Origin of the sequence: Caballeronia sp. RCC_10 (assembly GCF_041360715.1) — a bacterium.
Taxonomy (GTDB): Bacteria; Pseudomonadota; Gammaproteobacteria; order Burkholderiales; family Burkholderiaceae; genus Caballeronia; species Caballeronia grimmiae.
Window position 1 is genome coordinate 897,639 of sequence record NZ_JBFUPT010000001.1, and the last position, 20,927, is coordinate 918,565.

At 64.5% G+C, this 20,927-nt stretch carries 13 protein-coding genes and 2 pseudogenes; 2 read left to right on the forward strand and 13 right to left on the reverse strand.

Annotated elements, in window-relative coordinates; translation table 11 throughout:
* From AB6804_RS04250 to AB6804_RS04270, 5 genes and pseudogenes are all read right to left on the reverse strand, one after another.
* Positions 1–3,188 (reverse strand): annotated as a pseudogene (locus AB6804_RS04250) (efflux RND transporter permease subunit).
* A 36-nt stretch (positions 3,189–3,224) separates the two neighbouring features.
* A pseudogene (locus AB6804_RS04255) lies at positions 3,225–4,352 on the reverse strand (efflux RND transporter periplasmic adaptor subunit); the annotation flags it as partial.
* Between the two features lie 445 nt (positions 4,353–4,797).
* The gene (locus AB6804_RS04260) at positions 4,798–6,318 is read right to left on the reverse strand and encodes an efflux transporter outer membrane subunit (protein ID WP_370885338.1); all 1,521 of its coding nucleotides are present in this window, start codon (positions 6,316–6,318) and stop codon (positions 4,798–4,800) included.
* Between the two features lies 1 nt (position 6,319).
* Positions 6,320–9,511 (reverse strand): efflux RND transporter permease subunit, encoded by a 3,192-nt coding sequence (locus AB6804_RS04265; RefSeq protein WP_370885339.1) that lies wholly within the window; start codon positions 9,509–9,511, stop codon positions 6,320–6,322.
* A gap of 18 nt (positions 9,512–9,529) precedes the next feature.
* Positions 9,530–10,759 (reverse strand): efflux RND transporter periplasmic adaptor subunit, encoded by a 1,230-nt coding sequence (locus AB6804_RS04270; RefSeq protein ID WP_370885340.1) that lies wholly within the window; start codon positions 10,757–10,759, stop codon positions 9,530–9,532.
* A 376-nt stretch (positions 10,760–11,135) separates the two neighbouring features.
* On the opposite strand from AB6804_RS04270, the gene AB6804_RS04275 reads away from it, so the two are divergent.
* Entirely contained in the window at positions 11,136–11,780 is a 645-nt protein-coding gene (locus AB6804_RS04275; RefSeq protein WP_370885419.1) for a TetR family transcriptional regulator, read from the forward strand.
* A gap of 16 nt (positions 11,781–11,796) precedes the next feature.
* On the opposite strand, the gene AB6804_RS04280 is transcribed toward AB6804_RS04275, so the two are convergent.
* Positions 11,797–12,417 carry a cysteine hydrolase family protein gene (locus AB6804_RS04280; protein WP_370885341.1) on the reverse strand — a complete coding sequence of 207 codons (621 nt, stop codon included), beginning with the start codon at positions 12,415–12,417 and terminating at the stop codon, positions 11,797–11,799.
* Between the two features lie 534 nt (positions 12,418–12,951).
* Between AB6804_RS04280 and AB6804_RS04285 the strand changes: the two genes are divergently transcribed.
* Complete coding sequence (locus AB6804_RS04285) at positions 12,952–13,104, forward strand: hypothetical protein (protein ID WP_370885342.1); 153 nt, start codon at positions 12,952–12,954, stop codon at positions 13,102–13,104.
* Positions 13,105–13,157: 53 nt separating this feature from the next.
* Here the strand turns inward: AB6804_RS04285 and AB6804_RS04290 are convergent, their stop codons facing one another.
* The 7 genes from AB6804_RS04290 to AB6804_RS04320 all read right to left on the reverse strand — a co-directional run bounded on the left by AB6804_RS04290 (position 13,158) and on the right by AB6804_RS04320 (position 20,764).
* Positions 13,158–13,967, reverse strand: coding sequence for a CoxG family protein (locus tag AB6804_RS04290; protein WP_370885343.1), 810 nt, complete (start codon positions 13,965–13,967; stop codon positions 13,158–13,160).
* A gap of 105 nt (positions 13,968–14,072) precedes the next feature.
* Positions 14,073–14,447 (reverse strand): DUF427 domain-containing protein, encoded by a 375-nt coding sequence (locus AB6804_RS04295; RefSeq protein WP_370885344.1) that lies wholly within the window; start codon positions 14,445–14,447, stop codon positions 14,073–14,075.
* Positions 14,448–14,610: 163 nt separating this feature from the next.
* Positions 14,611–15,108, reverse strand: a complete 498-nt coding sequence (locus tag AB6804_RS04300; RefSeq protein WP_244794829.1) for a carboxypeptidase regulatory-like domain-containing protein — start codon at positions 15,106–15,108, stop codon at positions 14,611–14,613.
* Between the two features lie 136 nt (positions 15,109–15,244).
* Entirely contained in the window at positions 15,245–16,759 is a 1,515-nt protein-coding gene (locus AB6804_RS04305) for a DegQ family serine endoprotease (RefSeq protein WP_370885345.1), read from the reverse strand.
* A gap of 181 nt (positions 16,760–16,940) precedes the next feature.
* A complete protein-coding gene (locus AB6804_RS04310; RefSeq protein ID WP_370885346.1) occupies positions 16,941–18,500 on the reverse strand; it encodes a YadA family autotransporter adhesin in 1,560 nt (519 codons plus the stop codon).
* A 300-nt stretch (positions 18,501–18,800) separates the two neighbouring features.
* Positions 18,801–20,102, reverse strand: coding sequence for an ATP-binding protein (locus AB6804_RS04315; protein WP_370885347.1), 1,302 nt, complete (start codon positions 20,100–20,102; stop codon positions 18,801–18,803).
* Positions 20,102–20,764 (reverse strand): response regulator, encoded by a 663-nt coding sequence (locus AB6804_RS04320; protein ID WP_035961288.1) that lies wholly within the window; start codon positions 20,762–20,764, stop codon positions 20,102–20,104. Before AB6804_RS04320 ends, AB6804_RS04315 begins: the two co-directional genes overlap by 1 nt.
* Between the last annotated feature and the right edge of the window lie 163 nt (positions 20,765–20,927).

A 20,927-nucleotide genomic window follows, 5' to 3' on the forward strand; every position in this document is an offset into this window, starting at 1 on the left:
TCAATGCCCCTCCTTGCCCGGGACGCCCCGAGCATCCGAACGCTGCCGCTCGTAGTTCGCGATAGCCGCGTTCGTGTCTTCACGGTCGCCGCCGAAACGCGCGCGCACCACGACGAAGAACATCGGCACCATGAAGATGGCGAAGAACGTCGCGGTCAGCATGCCGCCGATCACGCCGGTGCCGATTGCGTGCTGGCTTGCCGAACCCGCGCCGTTGCTGATCGCGAGCGGCAGCGTGCCGAGAATGAACGCCAGCGATGTCATCAGGATCGGACGCAGGCGCAAGCGCGCCGCTTCGAGCGCGGCCGCGACCGGCCCCATGTTGTGATTGAGCTGCAGTTCGCGCGCGAACTCGACGATCAGAATCGCGTTCTTCGCCGACAAACCGACTGTGGTCAGCAATCCGACCTGGAAAAACACATCGTTCTCCAGGCCGCGCAACGTGACCGCGAGCAGTGCGCCGATCACGCCGAGCGGCACGACCATGATCACCGAGAACGGAATCGACCAGCTCTCGTACAACGCCGCAAGACAAAGGAACACGACGAGAATCGAAATTCCGTAGAGAACGGGCGCTTGCGAGCCGGATTGCATCTGCTGAAGCGACAAGCCCGTCCATTCATAACCGATGCCCGCCGGCAGCTTCGCGGCGAGCGCTTCCATCGCGGCCATCGCCTGGCCGGTCGATTTGCCGGGCGCCGCCGTGCCCTGAACTTCCACCGCAGACATGCCGTTGTAGCGCTCGAGCTTCGGCGAGCCGTTGCGCCACTCGCCGGTCGCGAACGCGGAGAACGGCACCATGCCGCCCGATGCGTTGCGCACGTACCAGCCGTCGATGTTGTCGGGCGACATGCGGAACGGCGCATCGCCTTGCAGATAGACCTTCTTGATGCGGTTGTCGGTATCGAGGAAGTTGTTCACATACATCGACGCCCACGCCGCCGAGAACGTCTGATCGATCGCGGATGCCGGCACGCCCAGCGCCAGCGCCTTTTCGCGGTCGATGTTCACCTTGAACTGCGGCGTGTCGTTGAGGCCGTTCGGACGCACGCCCGCGAGCGACGCTTCCTTCGCCGCCATGCCGAGCAGTTGATTGCGCGCGGCCATCAGCGCATCGTGGCCCACGCCCGCGCGATCCTGCAACTCGAAGTCGAAGCCCGCCGCCGTGCCGAGTTCGGGGATCGACGGCGGATTGACGGGGAACACCATTGCGTTGCGATAGCCCGCGAAGCGCCCGAACGTGCGGCCGACGAGCGCCTGCACCTTCGCGTCCGCGTGTTGCCGCTGCGCATAGTCCTTCAGCCTCACGAACACGAGACCGGAGTTCTGCCCGCGTCCCGCGAAGCTGAAGCCGTTCACCGTGAATACCGATTCGACGACCGCCTTTTCTTCCTTCAACAGATAAGCGGCGACGTCGTCGAGCGCGCGTTGCGTCGTTTCCTGCGTCGATCCGGCCGGACCGGCGACGAGGATGAACATCGTGCCCTGATCTTCGTCGGGCAGGAACGCCTTGGGCAGCTTCGTGAACAGCAGCCCGACCACCGCGATGATCGCCAGATAGATGACGAGCCAGCGCCCCGAGCGGCGAATCACGTGCGTCACGCCCGCGTGATACTTGTCGCGGCTCTTGTCGAAGACGCGATTGAACCAGCCGAAGAAGCCCGTCGATGCCTGCGCGTGGCCCTTAGGCAGCGGCTTCAGGATGGTCGCGCACAGCCCGGCGTGAGGATCATCGCGGTGAGCACGGACAACACCATCGCGGAGACGATGGTCAGCGAGAACTGGCGATAGATCGCACCGACCGAACCGCCCGAGAACGCCACCGGCACGAACACCGCCGACAGCACGAGCGCCACGCCGATCAGCGCGCCGGTGATCTGCCCCATCGCCTTGCGCGTGGCTTCGCGCGGCGGCAAGCCTTCCTCGCTCATCACGCGCTCGACGTTTTCGACGACGACGATCGCATCGTCCACCAGCAGGCCGATTGCGAGCACGATGCCGAACATCGACAGCGTGTTGATGGAGAAGCCGAGCGCGCCCATGATCGCGAACGTGCCGAGCAGAACGACCGGCACGGCGATGGTCGGAATTAGCGTCGCACGGATGTTCTGCAGGAACAGATACATCACCAGGAACACCAGCACGATGGCTTCGCACAGCGTCTTGATCACGTCCGAGATGGACTGCCGCACGAACGGAGTCGTGTCATACGGATACGTGACGACGAGCCCGTGCGGGAAGTACTTCGACAGTTGATCGACCTTCTTGCGCACGCGCTCCGCCGTGGCGAGCGCGTTCGCGCCGGTCGCGAGACTGATGCCGAAGCCCGCCGCCGGATGCCCGTTGTATTGCGTCTCGAAGTTGTAGTTCTCGCCGCCGAGTTCCACGCGCGCGACATCCTTCACGCGCACCTGCGATCCGTCCGCATTCGACTTCAGCAGCACGTTGCCGAACTGCTCGGGCGTGCGCAGCAGCGTCGCTTCGGTGATGGTGGCCTGCATCGCCTGGCCGGGCACCGCAGGCGTTCCGCCTAGCGAGCCGCCTGCAACCTGAACGTTCTGCGCCTGCAACGCCTGTTGAACGTCGGTCGGCATCAGGCTGTACTTCGTCAGCTTGTACGGATCGAGCCAGATACGCATCGCGTATTGCGTGCCGAAGAGATTCACCGTGCCGACGCCGTCGATACGGCTGATCTGTTCCTGAACGTGCGACGCGACGTAGTTCGCGAGGTCGTTGCGGTCCATGCTGCCGTCCTGGGACACGAACGCGAGCACGAGCAGGAAGCTGTTGCTCGCCTTCGACACGCTCAGGCCGAGTTGCTGCACCACTTGCGGCAGGCTCGGCGTGGCGAGTTGCAGCTTGTTCTGCACCTGAACCTGCGCGATGTCCGGGTTCGTGCCCGCCGCGAAGGTCAGCGTGATGGTCGCAGCGCCCGAATCGTCGGAAGTGGACGACAGATACAGCAAGTGGTCGAGCCCGTTCATCTGCTGCTCGATCACCTGCGTCACGGTGTTCTCGACCGTTTGCGCGGATGCGCCGGGGAACATCGCGTTGATCTGGATGGACGGCGGCGCGACCGTCGGATACTGCGCGACCGGCAGCGTCGATACCGACGCCAAGCCCGCGAGCATGAGAATGATGGCGATCACCCACGCGAAAATCGGGCGATCGATGAAGAATCTGGCCATGACGTGACTCCCCGTTCAGACCTTCGGCGTGGAAGAAGCCGGCGCGGCCTTCACTTCCATCCCCGGCTGAACCTTGTCGACGCCTTCGACGATCACGCGATCCCCCGCCACGACGCCGCTCTCGACGATCCAGTTCTGGCCATGCATGCCCGACGTCACGAGCGGACGCGGCGCGACCTTGTTGTCCTTGCCGACCACCATTGCGATAGGCGTGCCCTTCTGGTCATGCGTGACGCCGGCCACCGGCACCAGCAGCGCATTCGCATTCACGCCCTCTTCGATGCGCGCCCGCACGAACATCCCCGGCAACAGCACGCGGTCCTTGTTCGGAAACACCGCGCGCACGGTGACGGAGCCGGTCGAGCGATCGACGGTCACGTCGCTGAACTGGAGCCGCCCCTTCTCGGGAAAGACGCGGCCATCTTCGAGAATCAGCGTGACTTCGGCCGCATTCGGGCCCGCGTTCGTGAGCCGCCCTTCCTGCATCTGACGCCGCAGCTTCAGGCCGTCGAGGCTCGATTGCGTGAGATCGACATACATCGGATCGAGCTGCTGAACGGTTGCCATCAGCGTGGCCTGGCTCGCCTGCACGTAAGCGCCGGGCGTGACCTGCGAGATACCGGTCTGCCCGCTCGCGGGCGAGGTCACATCGGTATAGCCGACATTGATCTGCGCAGTCCGCACCGATGCCTTCGCCGCCGCGACTTCCGCTGCTGCCTGACCCAGCGCCGCGACGGCGTTGTCGTAGTCCTGCTTGCTGACGGCGTTCGCGGCGACGAGCACCTTGTATCGCTCGGCCTGAGCCGTCGTCGCGACGAGGTTGGCCTCCGCCTTCGCCAGCGACGCCTTCGCGCTGTCCAGTTGCGCGAGATAGGGCGCGGGATCGATCTTGTAGAGGCGCTGGCCCGCCTTGACGAAACTGCCTTCGGTGAACTCACGCCGCAGCACGATGCCATCGACACGCGCGCGCACCTGCGCATCGACGAAGGCGCTCGTGCGTCCCGGCAATTCGCTCGTCACCGGCACGGCGGCGGGCGCGAGGGTGACGACGCCGACTTCGGGCGTGGGCGGCGTCATCGGAGCGTGTTTGTCCCCGCATGCAGCGACGAGCATCACGGCCGCCATGACACAGATGAGGCGGTGGGGAATCGTTTCGAAGCGCATGAAGCGGCGACCTCTTTGGTGACGTGGAAGAAGGAAGTGCGTGCGCTCACCGTTGCGAGCGCAAATGACGCGAATGCCCGGCCTGTGCGGGGATCGATCGATGCACCTGTTGCGTGCTGAATGTGGACGGCGCGTGTTGCCGTCGGCCGGCTCGAGCGCCCCGTATGGCGTGCGAGCCGGATGCATTCGCTGTGACGGCTGCCTGCCGCGCCGGCAGGCGAAGAGGCGCGGCCTCTTATGACATCCTGATTACCTGAACCTTTCAGGCGACGCGATTATAGATAGCGGCTTTCATCAGGATCGCTAATGGATGGGCATATTCGATGAAATTTGACGACGGCAAACCAAATGTATCGAAGCGCAGGCGAGCGGCGGGGGACAGACGAAAAAAAAGCCCGGCGCGATGGCCGGGCTCCGACTTACTGATGAGGCGCAGGAATGTGGATCATCCCGCTGCCGCAGGCGACGATGCCGTCTGCGATGCGCTTGCCGATCCGACATCGGCGGGCGCGTCCGCGGGGCGCGGCTGATCGCCTGTATGCTCGATCCACCCGCCGCCGAGCGCCTGATACAGCGTCACCAGATTGGCGAGCCGTTCGGTGCGCGCGGTGATGAGCGTCTGCTGCACGGAGTACAAGTCCTGCTGCGCGGTCAGCACGCCGAGATAGCTGTCGACGCCTTGCCGGTAACGCATCGTCGACAAGTCCAGACGACGCTGTTGCGCGGCGGTATCGCGTTCCAGCGCCTGGATTTGTTGATCGTAGGTGCCCCGTGCGGCGAGGCCATCGGCGACATCGCGGAATGCGGACTGAATCGCCTTCTCGTACTGCGCGATCTGGATGTTCTTCTGGATGTTCGCCAGATCGAGATTCGCCTGATTCTGGCCGCCCTGGAAGATCGGCAGCGTGATCGTCGGCGCGAAGCTCCATGCAGCGGAACCCGGCTTGAAGAGACCGCCGAGCGTCGGGCTGAGCGTGCCGAAGCTGCCCGTCAGCGAAATGCTCGGGAAGAACGCCGCACGCGCCGCACCGATGTTCGCGTTCGCCGCCAGCAGGTTCTGCTCCGCCTCCATGATGTCCGGACGGCGCGTCAGCAGATCGGACGGCAAGCCGGCCGGAATATCGGTCAGCAAGTCCTGCTCGTTCAGCGGCATGCCGGCCGGCAGATCGTCCGGAAGCGGTTCGCCGAGCAACAGCACGAGCGCGTTCACCGCCTGCGCCCGCGCACGCTGCTGCGCCTGATAGTTCGCCGTTGCCGTTTCGACCACCGTCTGCGACTGGCTCAGGTCGAGTTCCGACGCCGTGCCGTTGTCGAACTGCAGCTTGACGATGCTGTACGACTCCTGCGCCGTCTTCAGCGTCTGCTCGGTGACCTGCAGCAGATCATCCGCTTGCAGCACTTGCAGATACTGCGCCGCAACTTGCGAGATCAGCGAAATCTCGAACGCCTTGCGGGCATACGCCGTCGAGAAATACTGCGCGAGCGCCTGATCCCGCAGGCTCTGCACGCGGCCGAACAGATCGATCTCCCACGACGCATTCAGGCCGACGGAATACGTGTTCGAGATGGTCCGGTCGAAGAACGAGAGATTGCGCGGCGTGCGCTGCTTCGACTGATCGGCCTGCGCGTTGATCGCCGGGAACAGCTCCGAACGCACGATCCGATACTGCGCCTGCGCCGCCTGAATATTCAGCACCGACGCGCGCAGGTCGCGGTTGTTCTTCAGCGCGATATCGATGAGCCGCTGCAGCCGCGCATCGACGAAAAAGTCGCGCCAGCCGATCTCCGCGCCCGCGACGCCCTGCGCAGTGCGCGCACCCTGGCCCGCGCCCGGCTGCGTCGCGTAGACGCCGCCGGTCGGAAACGTCGTCGACACGGGCGCGGCGGGGCGCTCGTACTTCGGCTCCATCGTGCAGCCGGTCGCCAGAATCGCGACGGCCGCCGCCATCAAAGAAAGTCTACGCATGTCAGTGTCCTTCGTTGCCATCGCGCGGATGCTGCTCGTCGGGATGGTGCTGCTGGTAATGCTCCAGCGCGACTTCCGGGTTTTCCTTGTCGCCGCTGAACTGCGCGCGGATCACGACGAAGAACATCGGCACCATGAAGATCGCGAGGAAGGTCGCCGTCAGCATCCCGCCGATCACGCCCGTACCAATCGCGTGCTGGCTTGCCGAGCCCGCGCCGTTGCTGATCGCAAGCGGCATCACGCCGAGAATGAACGCGAGCGACGTCATCAGAATCGGACGCAAGCGCAGGCGGGCTGCTTCCATCGCTGCTTCGATCGGACCCATCTTTTCCGATATCTGCAACTCCCGCGCAAACTCGACGATCAGAATCGCGTTCTTCGCCGACAAGCCGACGGTGGTCAGCAGGCCGACCTGGAAGAACACGTCGTTCTCCAGCCCGCGCAGCGTCACGGCAAGCAGCGCGCCGATCACGCCGAGCGGCACCACCATGATGACCGAGAACGGAATCGACCAGCTTTCATACAGCGCCGCGAGACACAGGAACACGACGAGGATCGAGATGCCGTACAGAATCGGCGCCTGCGAACCGGACTGGATTTCCTGATACGACAAGCCCGTCCATTCGAAGCCGATGCCTGCCGGCAGCTTCGCCGCGAGCGCTTCCATCGCCTGCATCGCCTGGCCGGTGGACTTGCCGGGAGCCGCCGCGCCCTGGATTTCGACCGACGAGATGCCGTTGTAGCGCTCGAGCTTCGGTGAGCCGTAAGTCCAGTTGCCGGTGGCGAACGCGGAGAACGGCACCATGCCGCCCGATCCGTTGCGTACGTACCAGTCGTTGAGATTTTCCGGCGTCATGCGGAATGGCGCGTCGCCCTGCAGATACACCTTCTTGATCCGGCTATCCGTATCGAGGAAGTTGTTCACGTACGCCGATGCCCACGCGATCGAGAACGTCTGGTCGATCGCTACAGCCGTCACGCCGAGCGCCAGCGCCTTCTCGCGATCGATGTTCACCTTGAACTGCGGCGTATCGTTCAGGCCGTTCGGACGCACCTGCGCGAGCGACGGATCCTTCGCGGCCATGCCCAGCAACTGGTTACGCGCGTTCATCAGCGCATCGTGGCCCACGCCCGCACGATCCTGCAGCTCGAAGTCGAAGCCCGCTGCCGTGCCGAGTTCGGGAATCGACGGCGGATTGACCGGGAACACCACCGCGTTCTTGTAGCCGGAGAAGCGCCCGAACAGCCGGCCGACCAGCGCCTGCACCTTCTGGTCGCCCTTCTGGCGCTGCGCGTAGTCCTTCATCCGCACGAACACGAGACCCGCGTTCTGGCCACGGCCCGCGAAACTGAAACCGTTGACCGTGAACGTCGATTCGACGATCGATTTTTCGTCGTTCAACAGGTAGTCCGACACGTCCTTCAACGCGCGCGCCGTAGTTTCCTGCGTCGAGCCGGCCGGCGTCTGCACGAGCACGAACATCGTGCCCTGGTCTTCATCCGGCAGGAACGACTTGGGCAGCTTCACGAACAGCAAGCCCACCGCGACGATCACGACCAGATAGATCAGCAGCCACCGTCCCGAACGCCTGATGACGTGATAGACGCCCGAATGGTATTTGTCGCGGCTCTTGTCGAAGGTGCGGTTGAACCAGCCGAAGAAGCCCTTCTTCTGTTCGTGATGGCCCTGCGGAATCGGCTTCAGGATCGTCGCACAAAGCGCCGGCGTCAGAATCAGCGCGGTCAGCACGGAGAGCACCATCGCGGAGACGATCGTCAGCGAGAACTGCCGATAGATCGCGCCGACCGAGCCGCCCGACAGCGCCACCGGCACGAACACCGCCGACAGCACGAGCGCCACGCCCACCAGCGCGCCGGTGATCTGCCCCATCGCCTTGCGAGTCGCCTCGCGTGGCGGCAGGCCCTCTTCCGCCATCACCCGCTCGACGTTCTCCACGACCACGATGGCATCGTCCACCAAGAGGCCGATCGCGAGCACGAGACCGAACATCGACAGCGTATTGATCGAGAAGCCCACCGCCCCCATGATCGCGAACGTGCCGAGCAGAACGACCGGCACCGCGATGGTCGGGATCAGCGTCGCGCGCAGGTTCTGCAGGAACAGATACATCACGAGGAACACCAGCACGATGCCTTCGATCAGCGTCTTGACCACGTCCTCGATCGACAGCCGCACGAACGGCGTGGTGTCATACGGGTACTTCACGACGAGCCCGTGCGGGAAGTACTTCGACAACTCGTCGATCTTCTGGCGCACGGCCTTCGCGGTCGCGAGCGCGTTCGCGCCGGTTGCGAGCTGAATGCCGAAGCCCGCCGCGGGCTGGCCGCTGTACTTCGTGTCGAAGTTGTAGTTTTCGCCGCCCAGCTCGATGCGCGCCACGTCCTTCAGACGCACTTGCGAGCCGTCCTGATTCACCTTCAGCAACACATTGCCGAATTGCTCGGGCGTGGAAAGCAGCGTCGCTTCGGTGATGGTGGCCTGCAGCATCTGCCCCGGCACCGACGGCGTGCCGCCCAGCGAACCGCCCGCGACCTGAACGTTCTGCGCCTGCAGCGCGGCCTGGACATCGACCGGCGTGAGGCCGTAATTGTTGAGCTTGTTGGCGTTGAGCCAGATTCGCATCGCGTATTGCGAGCCGAACAGCGTGACCGTGCCGACGCCGTCGAGACGGCTGACCGGATCCTGGATGTGCGACGCCACGTAGTTCGCGAGGTCGTACTTGGACATGCTGCCGTCTTCCGACACGAACGCGAGCACCAGCAGGAAGCTGTTGCTCGACTTCGTGACCTTGGTGCCGAGCTGCTGCACGACTTGCGGCAGAAGCGGCGTCGCGAGTTGCAGCTTGTTCTGCACCTGCACCTGCGCGATGTCCGGATTCGTGCCCGGCGCGAACGTCAGCGTGATGGTCGCGGTGCCGGAGTCATCCGAAGTCGACGACAGGTACAGCAAGTGGTCGAGACCGCTCATCTGCTGCTCGATCACCTGCGTCACGGTGTTTTCGACCGTTTTCGCCGATGCGCCCGGATAAGTCGCGCTGATCTGCACGCCCGGCGGCGCGATGGTCGGATACTGCGCGACCGGCAATGTGAAGATGGACGCGACACCCGCGAGCATCAGAACGATGGCGATCACCCACGCGAAAATCGGGCGATCGATGAAGAACTTTGCCATGAGGCGGGCTCCTGGTTGTTACGCGCCCGAGGCAGCAGATGCGGGTTGAGCGGACGACGCGGCTTGTGCGGCTTGCGCATCGCTCGCCTGCGAGGCTCCCCCGGCCGTTGCCGGCAGTTGCGCGGGCACTACCTTCACTTCCGCACCCGGACGGACCTTGTCGACGCCCTGCACGATCACGCGGTCACCCGCCTTGAGGCCGCTTTCGACGACCCAGTTCTGCCCATAGGTGCCGGACGTGACGAGCTGGCGCAGCGCGACCTTGTTGTCGTCGCCGACGACGAGCGCGGTCGGCGTGCCCTTCTGGTCATGCGTGATGCCAATCTGCGGCACGACGAGCGCGCTCGGGTTCACACCCTCTTCGATGCGCGCGCGTACGAACATGCCCGGCAACAGCACGCGGTCCTTGTTCTGAAAGATCGCGCGGACCGTGACGGAGCCGGTGGTCGGATCGACGGTGACATCGGTGAATTGCAGCTTGCCCTTCTCCGAATAGATGCGGCCGTCTTCCAGCACGAGCGACACCTTCGCCGCGTTCGGGCCGCTCGTCGTCAGACGCCCTTCCTGGATCTGGCGACGCAGCTTGAGGCCATCGAGACTCGACTGCGTGAGATCGACGTAAGTGGGATCGAGCTGCTGCACGGTCACCATCAGCGTCGCCTGGCTCGCCTGCACGTAAGCGCCCGGCGTGACCTGCGAGATACCGACCTGACCCGTCACCGGCGAGACGACATCGGTATAGCCGAGGTTGATCTGCGCGGTATCGACGGCGGCCTTGCCCGCTGCCACGTCCGCTGCGGCCTGGCCTTGTGAGGCGACGGCGTTGTCGTAGTCCTGCTTGCTGACGGCGTTCGCGGCGACGAGCACCTTGTAGCGATTCGCCTGCGCGGTCGTCGACGCGAGATTCGCCTGCGCCTTCGCAAGCGACGCCTTCGCGTTGTTCAACTGGGCGATGTACGGCGCCGGATCGATCTTGTAGAGCCGCTGACCCGCCTTGACGATGCTGCCTTCGGTGAATTCACGGCGCAGCACGACGCCGTCGACGCGCGCCCGCACCTGGGCGACGAGATACGCGCTCGTGCGGCCCGGCAGTTCGGCCGTGACCGGCACGGCGGTCGGCTGGACCGTCACGACGCCGACTTCGGGCGTCTGCGGCGGCGGGGCCGATTGTTTTTGCCCACATGCCGCCAGCAGCATGGCAGCCGTTGCGGCACTGACGAGGTGATAGGGAACCCTTTCGAAGCGCATGGAGCGACCTCTTTGTAACTGGTAGCGAAAAAAAACGCGTGCTTCTCAACAACAAGAAGCAACTCGTCGCCTCAATGCCGACGCGCGCATCTGTGAGCCCTCGGACCGCGACCTTGGCTGAAGCCGCTGGCGCCGCTGGCGGATCTGAACATCGGTGGTGACGAAAGTTGACCGGTAAGCAGTTGCATCGGTCCTGTCGTCGTGTGGGGTGGTATTATAAATACATTCACGAATGAATGTAAAAATCCGCTACTGGGCGGATTACTGCCGTAACAATCATCCGCTGCATCGGGCTTGACGAGCCCAAATGCTTCCTGTCAATCCTTTCGCACTATCCGCCGGCGCGCTGCCGCCAGCGGCTGCTGTCACTACGAACATGGTCAGACGAACCAAGGAAGAAGCGCAGGAGACGCGCAACCGCATTCTGGACGCCGCCGAACGCGTTTTTTATGAAAAAGGCGTATCGCGGACGTCGCTTGCGGACATTGCGCAGGCGGCGGGCGTGACGCGTGGCGCGATCTACTGGCACTTCGCGAACAAGGGCGACCTCTTCAACGCGATGTTCGACCGCAGCCTGCTGCCGCTCGACGAGCTGGTCGAAGCGACGCTCGACGGCAAGGAGCCGGACCCGCTCGCACACATCCGCGAGATTTTCGTCTGGTGCATGCGCAACATCACCGCCGACGAGCACCGCCGCCGCGTGTTCGACATCCTGTTTCTGAAATGCGAGTTCGTCGAAGAGATGGGGCCGGTCCGCGAGCGTCACCAGAACAACATGCGCGACGGACGGGAACGCATCGAGCGGGCGCTGCGCAACGCCATCGACAAACAGCAGTTGCCTGCCGCGCTCGACACGCGCCGCGCCACCACGCTGCTGCATGCGCTGTTCACCGGCATCCTGCACGACTCGCTGATGCTGCCGGAAAGCGTCGATCCCGCGCAGGATTCGGAAGCGCTGATCGACGCGTGCTTCGACGCGCTGCGTTCGAGTCCCGCTCTATTGATGCCCGCGAGCGCGTGACACTGCGAGCCTTCGATCAGCGCTCGCCAAAACGCGCGCGCTGGTTCGACGCATAGATGTTGTCGCGTGCGGGCGGCTCGCCGGTTTCGAGTGCGGCGATCCATTCGTCCGTGGTCAGCACAGCGGCGAATCGCGATTGCATCACCACCGTGAACACGCGATGAATCTCGTCTGCGCTCGCGCGGCCCGCCCGGTTCTCATACGGCACGGCGCCGGTCGCATCGACGAGAAATTCCACCGACAAACCCGCGTGGACGGCATGGCGGACGGTGGAATCGTCGCAATTGTGGGTCATGTAGCCGGCGATCACGATGGTGTCGATGTCGTGCGCAGCGAGCCATTCGGCGAGATCGGTGCCCGCAAATGCGCTCGGCAGCGACTTTTCGACGTAGTGCGCGCGCGGGCGTCCGGCCACCGATTCATGCAGCTCCGCCATCGCTGAACCGCGAGCGAAAATCGGCGCGGCGGCGGGCGCGAAATTCTGCACGACGACGATCGGCACGCCGTGGGCGTCGGCGGCATCCATCGCGCGGCCGATATTGGCGAGCGACACGTTCACATCGGGATATTCGATCGGCAGATTGCCGGTGACGTATTCGTTCTGCACGTCGATGACGATCAGGGCGCGGCGGGGCATGAGTGGTCCTTTAGCGGTGAAAGGGAGACTGTAGCGTCGATTCAAAATCAGCGCCGGTTCGACGGTGGAGTCCCGGTTGTGCCGGCGCAGCGCGCGTCGGTCGGGCGCAAGGGTGCTGCAGCAAGACCGTAATAAATGGCTGCGCGCCTCGACGATAAGTCATGCCGCGCGGTCTCATCTTGCCTCTTCCGCCGCTGGGGATTTCGGCCCTTCTCGAACTCAAATATGCCCTCTCGCTGGCCAGGCGGCTTCGCGCCACTTATGGCGACGGTTCTTCTCTTCGGCGCGCTCTTGGCCGAGCTTTGGTCCGAGTTGGCAAAGCAAAGGGACAGCGCGCGGCACATATCGACGTTCGCCAGAATCCTAGTCGGGCTTTTTCTGCTCCTGGCATCAACGAATAGTGCGTGGAAGCATTATGAGAAAGCCGAGCGCCGAAGGGAGAATGTATCGTTCATCTCCGGGACGTCTAAAGCCGACAGCGGTTTCTGCACAGCCAGATAAAGAATGCGGCTACGCCTTTACCGCACCTCCGATATGAAACTGCTCGCGGAACGCACTTATTTCGCTGCCGGAAAAGTAGCGCTTTACTGGACGCCCGACTTCCTGATCGATGATTCATCGCAAAACGACGGCATGATCGCGCTGCCGCCGACGCGACTCAATCCGCTCACGATGCTGTTTCAATAAGAACCGCAGCCGCTTCGAACGAACCGCGCGAACTCGAAGCTGATCGCGTTCCCTTATTGCAGCCCCGCCCGCGGCGCAAAGAACACCAGCGCGGCGATACAAACCAGCATCGCTGCCCACGCCCAGCCCGGCAATCCCAACGGATGCGAATCATGCCGATGCTCCCGCTCATGCGCCCCCAACGCATGCGCGCCCAGCCGATGCCGCAGCACACCGCTCGCGGCGGCATCGCCGGATGCGAGATGCATCGCGCGCGCCGTCGCTCCGGTGCGACGCGAGAACGCCGCCGACATCCCGCCCGGCCGCAAGAACACATGACGGCGCGTGCGCTCGCCTGCCGCGCGCATCGACGGCAAGCCATGCTTCGCGCGCACGACTTCGCAGAATTCCGCGAAGAAGTCGTCGGCGCATTCGCGCAGCGCATTTTCGATCTGGCGCGGCGGCAAGCCGGCGAGCGGCCCAGTGACCGTCGCCCAAACGGTGTACTCGATCCACGTGGCGCGGCCGTCGTCCTCTGCATTCAGCGCGACGGCAATCTGCCCGCGCAACGAACCGACGCCCTCGCTGCGCGCCTTGAAGCTGAGCGTGCGGGCGCAGCCTTCTTCCTCCGCGCGGTCGTGCGAGTGCGAGTGCGGCTCGACGCTGCCGCCCTGCCGCGTGCGCCCCGCCGGATGCGCCCGCACCTCGTACCGCGCCCGCAGCGCGCCGAGCGGTACGACGAGCGTCAGCGCGTATTCGCCGGCCGGCGTGCGTGCAAAGGACTCACAGTTTTCGAGGCTCGCCCGCAGTAATGCGAGGTCGCAGAGCGCCTCCCGGACGTGCGCCGGGTCGAGCGGCACGCGCAACGCTTCCGTGACTTCCATCCGACCCTCCGGGGACGAAAAACGCCTGACGCTGGCTTTCGTTCGCTTTCAATTTCTTTCGCTTGTTTTGGCACGCCGGCGAACGCGCGTCTGTGCGGCGGCTCGCTAAGAAGTCACATCGATGCGATCGACCCGCGACGGATAAAACGCCAGATAGCCCTTGATGACCGCCACGGCGTCGAGCGGGTTTTCGTAACTCCAGACGGCGTTTTCGACCGGACCGTCCTCGGTGAGCAGATGGTAGTAGGTGGCATCGCCCTTGAACGGGCAGTGCGACGTGTGAATCGAGCGTTCGAGCCGCGCCATGTTGACGTCGGCGCGCGGAAAATAGTAAACGTTCTCGTGCCCCGTTTCGCTCAGCGTGAGGGCTGCATGCGTGTCGGCGAAGGTGACGCCCTGGTGGATCACGCGGCAGCGCCGGGCGTTCGGCAAAATCTCGATGCGGTGCGTCGCGTGCCCGTCGTTCAGATCCGTGCTCATCGTGCTGTCCTCCGCGCTGCGGTTCAGAGAGTCGCGAGGCGCGCCGTGCGCCCCGTCACAGGTCACAAAAAAGTCACGAGCCAGCCGAAGCCGGCTCGTGACTTGATTATGAGACAAACTCCTGCCGCGAGGGAGGGGCAGTCCTGATGCGCGGCTCACCGCATCATTGAATGTTCCAGTGGAACGCTGCCTTGGCCTTGCCCGGCCCGGACACGCTGACAGACTGCTTCTTTTCCTGGTCCTTGTACTTGGCGTAGACGGTGTAATTGCCCGCCGGCAGCTTGACGAGCATATACGGGCCCATCGATTCCGTACTGAGCACTTCGCCGCCCTTCCCGCCGACGATCCGCACGTGCACGCCCGACAGATAGTCGGCGGTCGGGCCCGTGAAGCGCAGCGACAGCGGCCAGTGCGCCTGTTCGCGCAACAATGCGCGCGATTCGTCGAGACCGACGCCGCCCGACGTGTACGACACCTCCCCTTGTTGTTCGATTTGCGGCAAGCCACCGCCGTTGGCGTTGCCCGCGCTGCCGGTTTCGGCCGTGCCGGCGCTCGCGGCATTCACGCCGCTCGCCGCTTGCGCCCATGCGCCGCTCGTGAATCCCGCGCACAGCGCCGTGGCCAGCAGCGTCGCGGCCAGCTTTCCTGTTTTGCTCGTCATCGTCATCGTTATTGGCTCCTTTTCCGATGCCGCCGCACGCCAGAGCGCCAGCGACGTCACGCCCCGATGCGCACCTCCAGCGCGATAGGGCACCGCAGCCAGAAAAGCACGCTGCGTGCCCGCCGCGCCCGGCCGTTTAGCCCAGATCCACCGGCACGAAGATCTGAGCGTCATCCCGCTGGATCAGCAGCGCGATGCTGTCGCCCGCATGCGAGACCATCGCCTTCAACTGCTGCACGCTGGTGACCGGCTGGCCGTTGACCGCGAGGATCACGTCGCCGGCCTGAATGCCTGCGCTTGCCGCCGCGCCGTTCGCCTGCTGCACGACCAGGCCGCGCGACAGCGACCCTTCCTGCTTCTCTTCCGGCGTGAGCGGCCGCACGGCGACGCCGAGCCGCGCATCCTGCGACGCACCACCCGCGCCGTCATCGTTCGTGTCGACGCTGGCGATCTTGGCATCCTTCAGCGCGCCGATCTTCACGTCGATATCCTTCGTGCCCTTGTCGCGCCAGACCTGCACCTTCGCCGACGTGCCCGGCGGCAGCCCCGCGACCTGCGACGGCAGCGACGTCGAGTCCGTCACCGGCACGCCGTTGAGCGCGACGATCACATCGCCCGGCTGGAGGCCCGCCTTCGCAGCCGGCCCGCCCGGCTCCACCGAACTCACGAGCGCGCCCTGCGGCGCCTTCATGCCGAACGAATTGGCGAGCGTCTGGTTCATCGCCTGCACCGTGACGCCGAGGCGCCCGCGATCCACATGGCCCGTTTTGATGAGCGCGTCCTTGACCTTGATTGCTTCATTGATCGGGATAGCGAACGAAAGCCCCTGAAAGCCGCCGGTCTGAGAGTAGATCATCGAGTTGATGCCGATGACTTCGCCTTGCAGATTGAAGAGCGGCCCGCCCGAGTTGCCCGGATTGACCGGCACGTCGGTCTGGATGAACGGCGTGTAGTTCTCGTTCGGCAGCGTGCGCGACTTCGCGCTGATGATGCCCGACGTCACGGTGTTGTCGAAACCATAGGGCGAGCCGATCGCCACGACCCACTGGCCGACCTTGCTGCCGTTGGGATCGCCGATCTTGACGGTCGGCAAGCTTTTCGCGTCGATCTTCAGCACCGCGACATCGGACTGCTTGTCGGCCCCGACGACCTTCGCGCGAAACTCGCGCTTGTCCGTCAGCTTGACGGTCACGACGTTCGCGTTATCGACGACATGCGCGTTCGTGAGGATGTAGCCATCGCTGCTCACGATGAAGCCCGAGCCGAGGCCTTCGCTCGGACGATCCGCGCGTCCGCCGCCGTCGCCGCCGCCCAGGCCCGGGACGTTGCCGTAGAAGCGCTTGAAGAACTGATAGAACGGATCGTCGGGGTCCATCGGCAACTGGTTCGCGCCGCCGCGTCGCGCGGACGTCTGCTTCACCACGTGCTTCGCGCTGATGTTTACGACGGCGGGGCCATAGGTCTCGACGAGGCCCGAGAAATCGGGGACGCCCGTTTTCGCGGCGGCCTCGGCCGGCATCATCGCGGCGGCCTGCGCGGGCGCGATGACCTGCGGCGCGGCAACGTTGTTGTGACCGGCGACATAGCCCGCCGACAAGGCAACGGCGACGGCGGCAGCGACGGCGCTGCGGGTGACGATCTTCGCTTTCATCGTGTGCTCCAGATAACAGGTGCGCTGGGGTAGAGCGGACTCTACGGATGACGGAAGGTTACGGGGCGTCGCTTAAACCGTTCTTAAAGCCGCGCAGCGCTGATCGCGATAGCACGAAAAAGGGCGGCTGCCCTTTTGGACAGCCGCCCTTTTCTTCGCGCGAAGTCGCTAGTGAGTACGATTAGAACTCGTAGCCGACCTGACCGCGCACGCCTGTGTCACCGTGCGGCGTGAACGATGCCGCCGCGTTCACGAGCCAGTGATTGTTCTCGGAACGATAGGTGCCGCCAAGACCGACTGCCGTATAGCCCTTGTAGTTGGCGACGCCGGCGGCGATGAGCGTATTGCCCGGCTTGTTCGGCGTGAGATTCGGCATGGCCATCGCCGCGGCGACGCCCGCGAACGCTTCGCGCGCGACCGCGTTGACGTTGCTCTGCAGCGCGTTCAACTGGTTCATGTTGGCCGCGTCGGTGCCCCGCACGCCCGCCGCTACGTTCGTCACGCGACGCTCGTTGCCTGCCGAACCGACCGACACCGTGTTGTCCTCGGATGCGACCGAACGGTCGCCGAGCGCGACGGAGTTCGCCGCAGTGGCCTGCGCGCCGTTGCCGATCGCCGTTGCGTTGGCACCGGTTGCGGACGCGGGCGAATCGGTGGCCTGCGAGGCCACGACCGAGCTGCCGCCGATGGAAATGTTCTGCACGCGCTGGTTCAGCGCGTTGACCTCCACGTTGGTCTGATACAGCTGCGAGCCAATGACGGCGTCGGTGCTGTCCGCGGTGAGCGCGCCTGCGCCGACGTTCGTCACGCGACGCTCGTTGCCTGCCGAACCGACCGACACCGTGTTGTCCTCGGATGCAACCGAATGGTCGCCCAGCGCGACGGAGTTCGCCGCCGTAGCCTGCGCGCCGTTGCCGATCGCCGTTGCGTTGGCACCGGTTGCGGACGCGGGCGAATCGTTGGCCTGCGACGCCACCAGCGAGCTGCCGTTGAGCGAAATGTTCTGCACGCGCTGGTTCAGCGCGTCGACCTGCACGTTGGTCTGGTAGAGCTGCGAGCCGTTGACCGCGTCGGTGCTATACGCGGCAAGCGCGCCTGCCCCGACACCCGTCACCTGACGTGCGCCTTGCGTGCCGGTCACATCGACGACGGTGCCGTCGGTGTCCTTTGCCACGGTAATGTTGTGCGTCGCCGGGTCCTGCTTAACTAGCGCTGCGCCGCTGCTCTGCACGATGCGGCTATCGAGGTTCGACAGCGCGTCGCCGACGTTATGGAACTGCTGGCCGCCGATGTTATAGGTCGGAGATGACCAGGTGCCGTTGCTGTTGACGGCTGCCCCGCCGCCGAGCGCGTTCGCTGTCGAGCTTGCGAGCGAAAAGAGTTGTGAGCCGTTGATGGCTTCCTTGCTGGCTGACGAGACAGCACCGTCTGCCAGATTCATGATGCCGCTGCCGTTCATGTCCACGCGCGTCAGCATCGAGATTCGGTCTGCCGCCATGATCTCGACAGTGCCGCTGCCGAGCTTTATGTAATCCGGCGCGGTTCCATTGTCGTCCGAAATTAGCGCGAAGTCCCTGCCGTCATTGGTGCACCCGTTTGCCGGAGCAACACCGGGATTAAGACCGCCATTCTGAACAACGGTACTCAGTCCCGAGGCCCCGTTGCAGAGGACCAGTTGCCCCGCAGCCATCGCCGCCGTGCTCCCCATCATCATCGCGACCGCCGCGGCCACCACTTTCATGCGATACGCCACCATCGTTCCAACATTCTTCCGGCAAACATCGCCGTGTCCATGCCCTGCACGCTTCATTGCACCGTCTCCTCACAGAGTTAACAAAAGAACGGTGCAGACTAATCAGTAATGCTCATCGAGCGAAGTAGAGATTTCCTAATTTCATTAGCGAAACGAGGTTTTTGTTTTGTTCTGAACGAGAATAGAGGATCAGCATCATTAATCGGCGAGCTAAAAAAGCTTTTCAGCAGCAACAAGTCGATCAAGCTGCGCTTTGCCAAGCATTCCAAACTATTTCGTGGCAAGCGATCAAAGCCGCACGATGACCTTCAACCCGCCCGCCGCCGACTCCGCCAACTCGACGCTCGCCCGATGTTGATCCGCGATGCGCCTGACGATCGCGAGCCCGAGCCCGCTTCCCGCGACATCCGTACGCGCCCGATTCGCACTTTGCCCCACGCGATAAAACCGGTCGAACACGCGCTCGCGTTCATCGGCGGGAATGCCCGGCCCCGTATCGGCGATTTCGACGATGGGCCGACCGTCGCGCACTTTGAGGCAGACATCCACGCGCCCGCCCCTCGGCGTGTATTTGGTCGCGTTGTCGATCAGGTTGTTGAACATCACGCGCAGCGAGTCCGGATCGCCGACGACCGTCGCCGGCTCGCTCGCCTCGATGCCCAGATCGACGCCGCGCTCCTCGGCGACCAGCACGTACGCACGGACGCAGTCGTCGAGCAGCGCGCGCAAATCGACGGCCTTCGCGACGGCCTTGCCATCGGGCTCGGAACGCGCCAGCGCGAGCAGTTGCTCCGCAAGCCGCGTCGCGCGCGCGATGCCTTCGTTCAGGTCCGCGAGCGCTTCGCGCCGCGTCGCGTCGTCCTCGGCGCGCGCGACGAGCTGCGCCTGAATCTTCACCGCGGCGAGCGGCGTGCGCAGTTCATGCGCGGCATCGGCGACGAAGGCTTTCTGGGTATCGAGCGCAGTCGACAGCCGCGACAGCAGCGCATTGAGCGCCCGCACGAGCGGCCGCACTTCCTGCGGCAAGCGTTGATCCGAGAGCGGATCGAGCGCCTCGGGATGACGCGTGTCGAGCGCGCGCGTCACGCGCTGCAACGGCGCGAGCCCTTGCCCGACGATGATCCATATCGCGAGGCCGAGCAGCGGCAACAGCAGCACGAGCGGCCACAGCGTGCGCCACGCGACGCCGGCCGCGACGCGATTGCGTATCGACAGCGGCTGCGCGAGCTGCACGACGTTATCGCCGACGATCGCGCTATACACGCGCCATTCGCCGCGTGCGGTCATTTCGGTGGAGAAGCCAAGCTCGGCATGCGGCGCGAGCGGCACGCGCGGATGCGAGTAGTACATCAGCACGCCGTTGCGATTCCATATCTGGATGACGACGCCTTCATCACTTTCGCTGCGCGATGTCAGCACCGACGAGAACGGCTCCGACGGCAGCGCCGCCGCGATCTGCTGAAGCTGGTAATCGAAAAGCTCGTTGGCTTCGGCGAGCGCCTGCCGGTAGATCAGCCATCCGGCGAACCCGACGCCGACGATCACGAGCGCAAGCAGCCAGATGAGCAGTTGGCGGCGAATCGACCGCATCAGGCGTCCTTCGCGACCATGTAGCCGAGACCGCGCACGTTGCGGATCAGATCGGCGCCGAGCTTCTTTCTGAGCGAATGGATATACACCTCGACCGTGTTGCTGCCGATCTCCTCGCCCCAGCCGTAAATCTTCTCTTCGAGCTGGCTCTTCGAGAGCACCGCGCCGGGCCGCGCCATCAGCGCTTCGAGCAACGCGAACTCGCGCGCCGACAAGGCAACGGGCGCGCCTGCGAGCGTCACTTGATGACCGACCGGATCGAGCGTGAGATTGCCGTGCCGCACGAGCGATTCGCCGCGTCCCGCATGCCGGCGAATCAGCGCGCGCATGCGGGCGCCGAGTTCGTCGAGATCGAAGGGCTTGACGAGGTAATCGTCCGCGCCGGCATCGAGACCCTTCACGCGATCCGCGATCGCATCGCGCGCAGTGACGACCAGCACCGGCAAAGAATTCGCGCGGGCGCGCAGCGTCTTCAGCACGTCGAGGCCGTCGCGCTTCGGCAGGCCAAGGTCGAGCAGCATCAGATCGTAGGCCTCGCCGGCGACGGCCGTGAGCGCCGCCTCGCCGTCCTGCACCCAGTCGACCGCGAAGCCGTCCGCCCGCAGCGCCTTGCGCACGCCCTCGGCGATCATCCGGTCATCTTCGACTAGCAGGATACGCATGACATCGTCTGTAAGTAGGGATTCGGTCCATTCTAGCCGCGCGGCCCGGCGGCAGGCTTAAGCGTGACTTAACCGCCGCTCACGCACGGCGGCACGTCCGTACGAATTCCGCAAGCCGGCTTGTCTACAATACCCGCTTCGCCCGGGCGGGCCCCGGCACTTC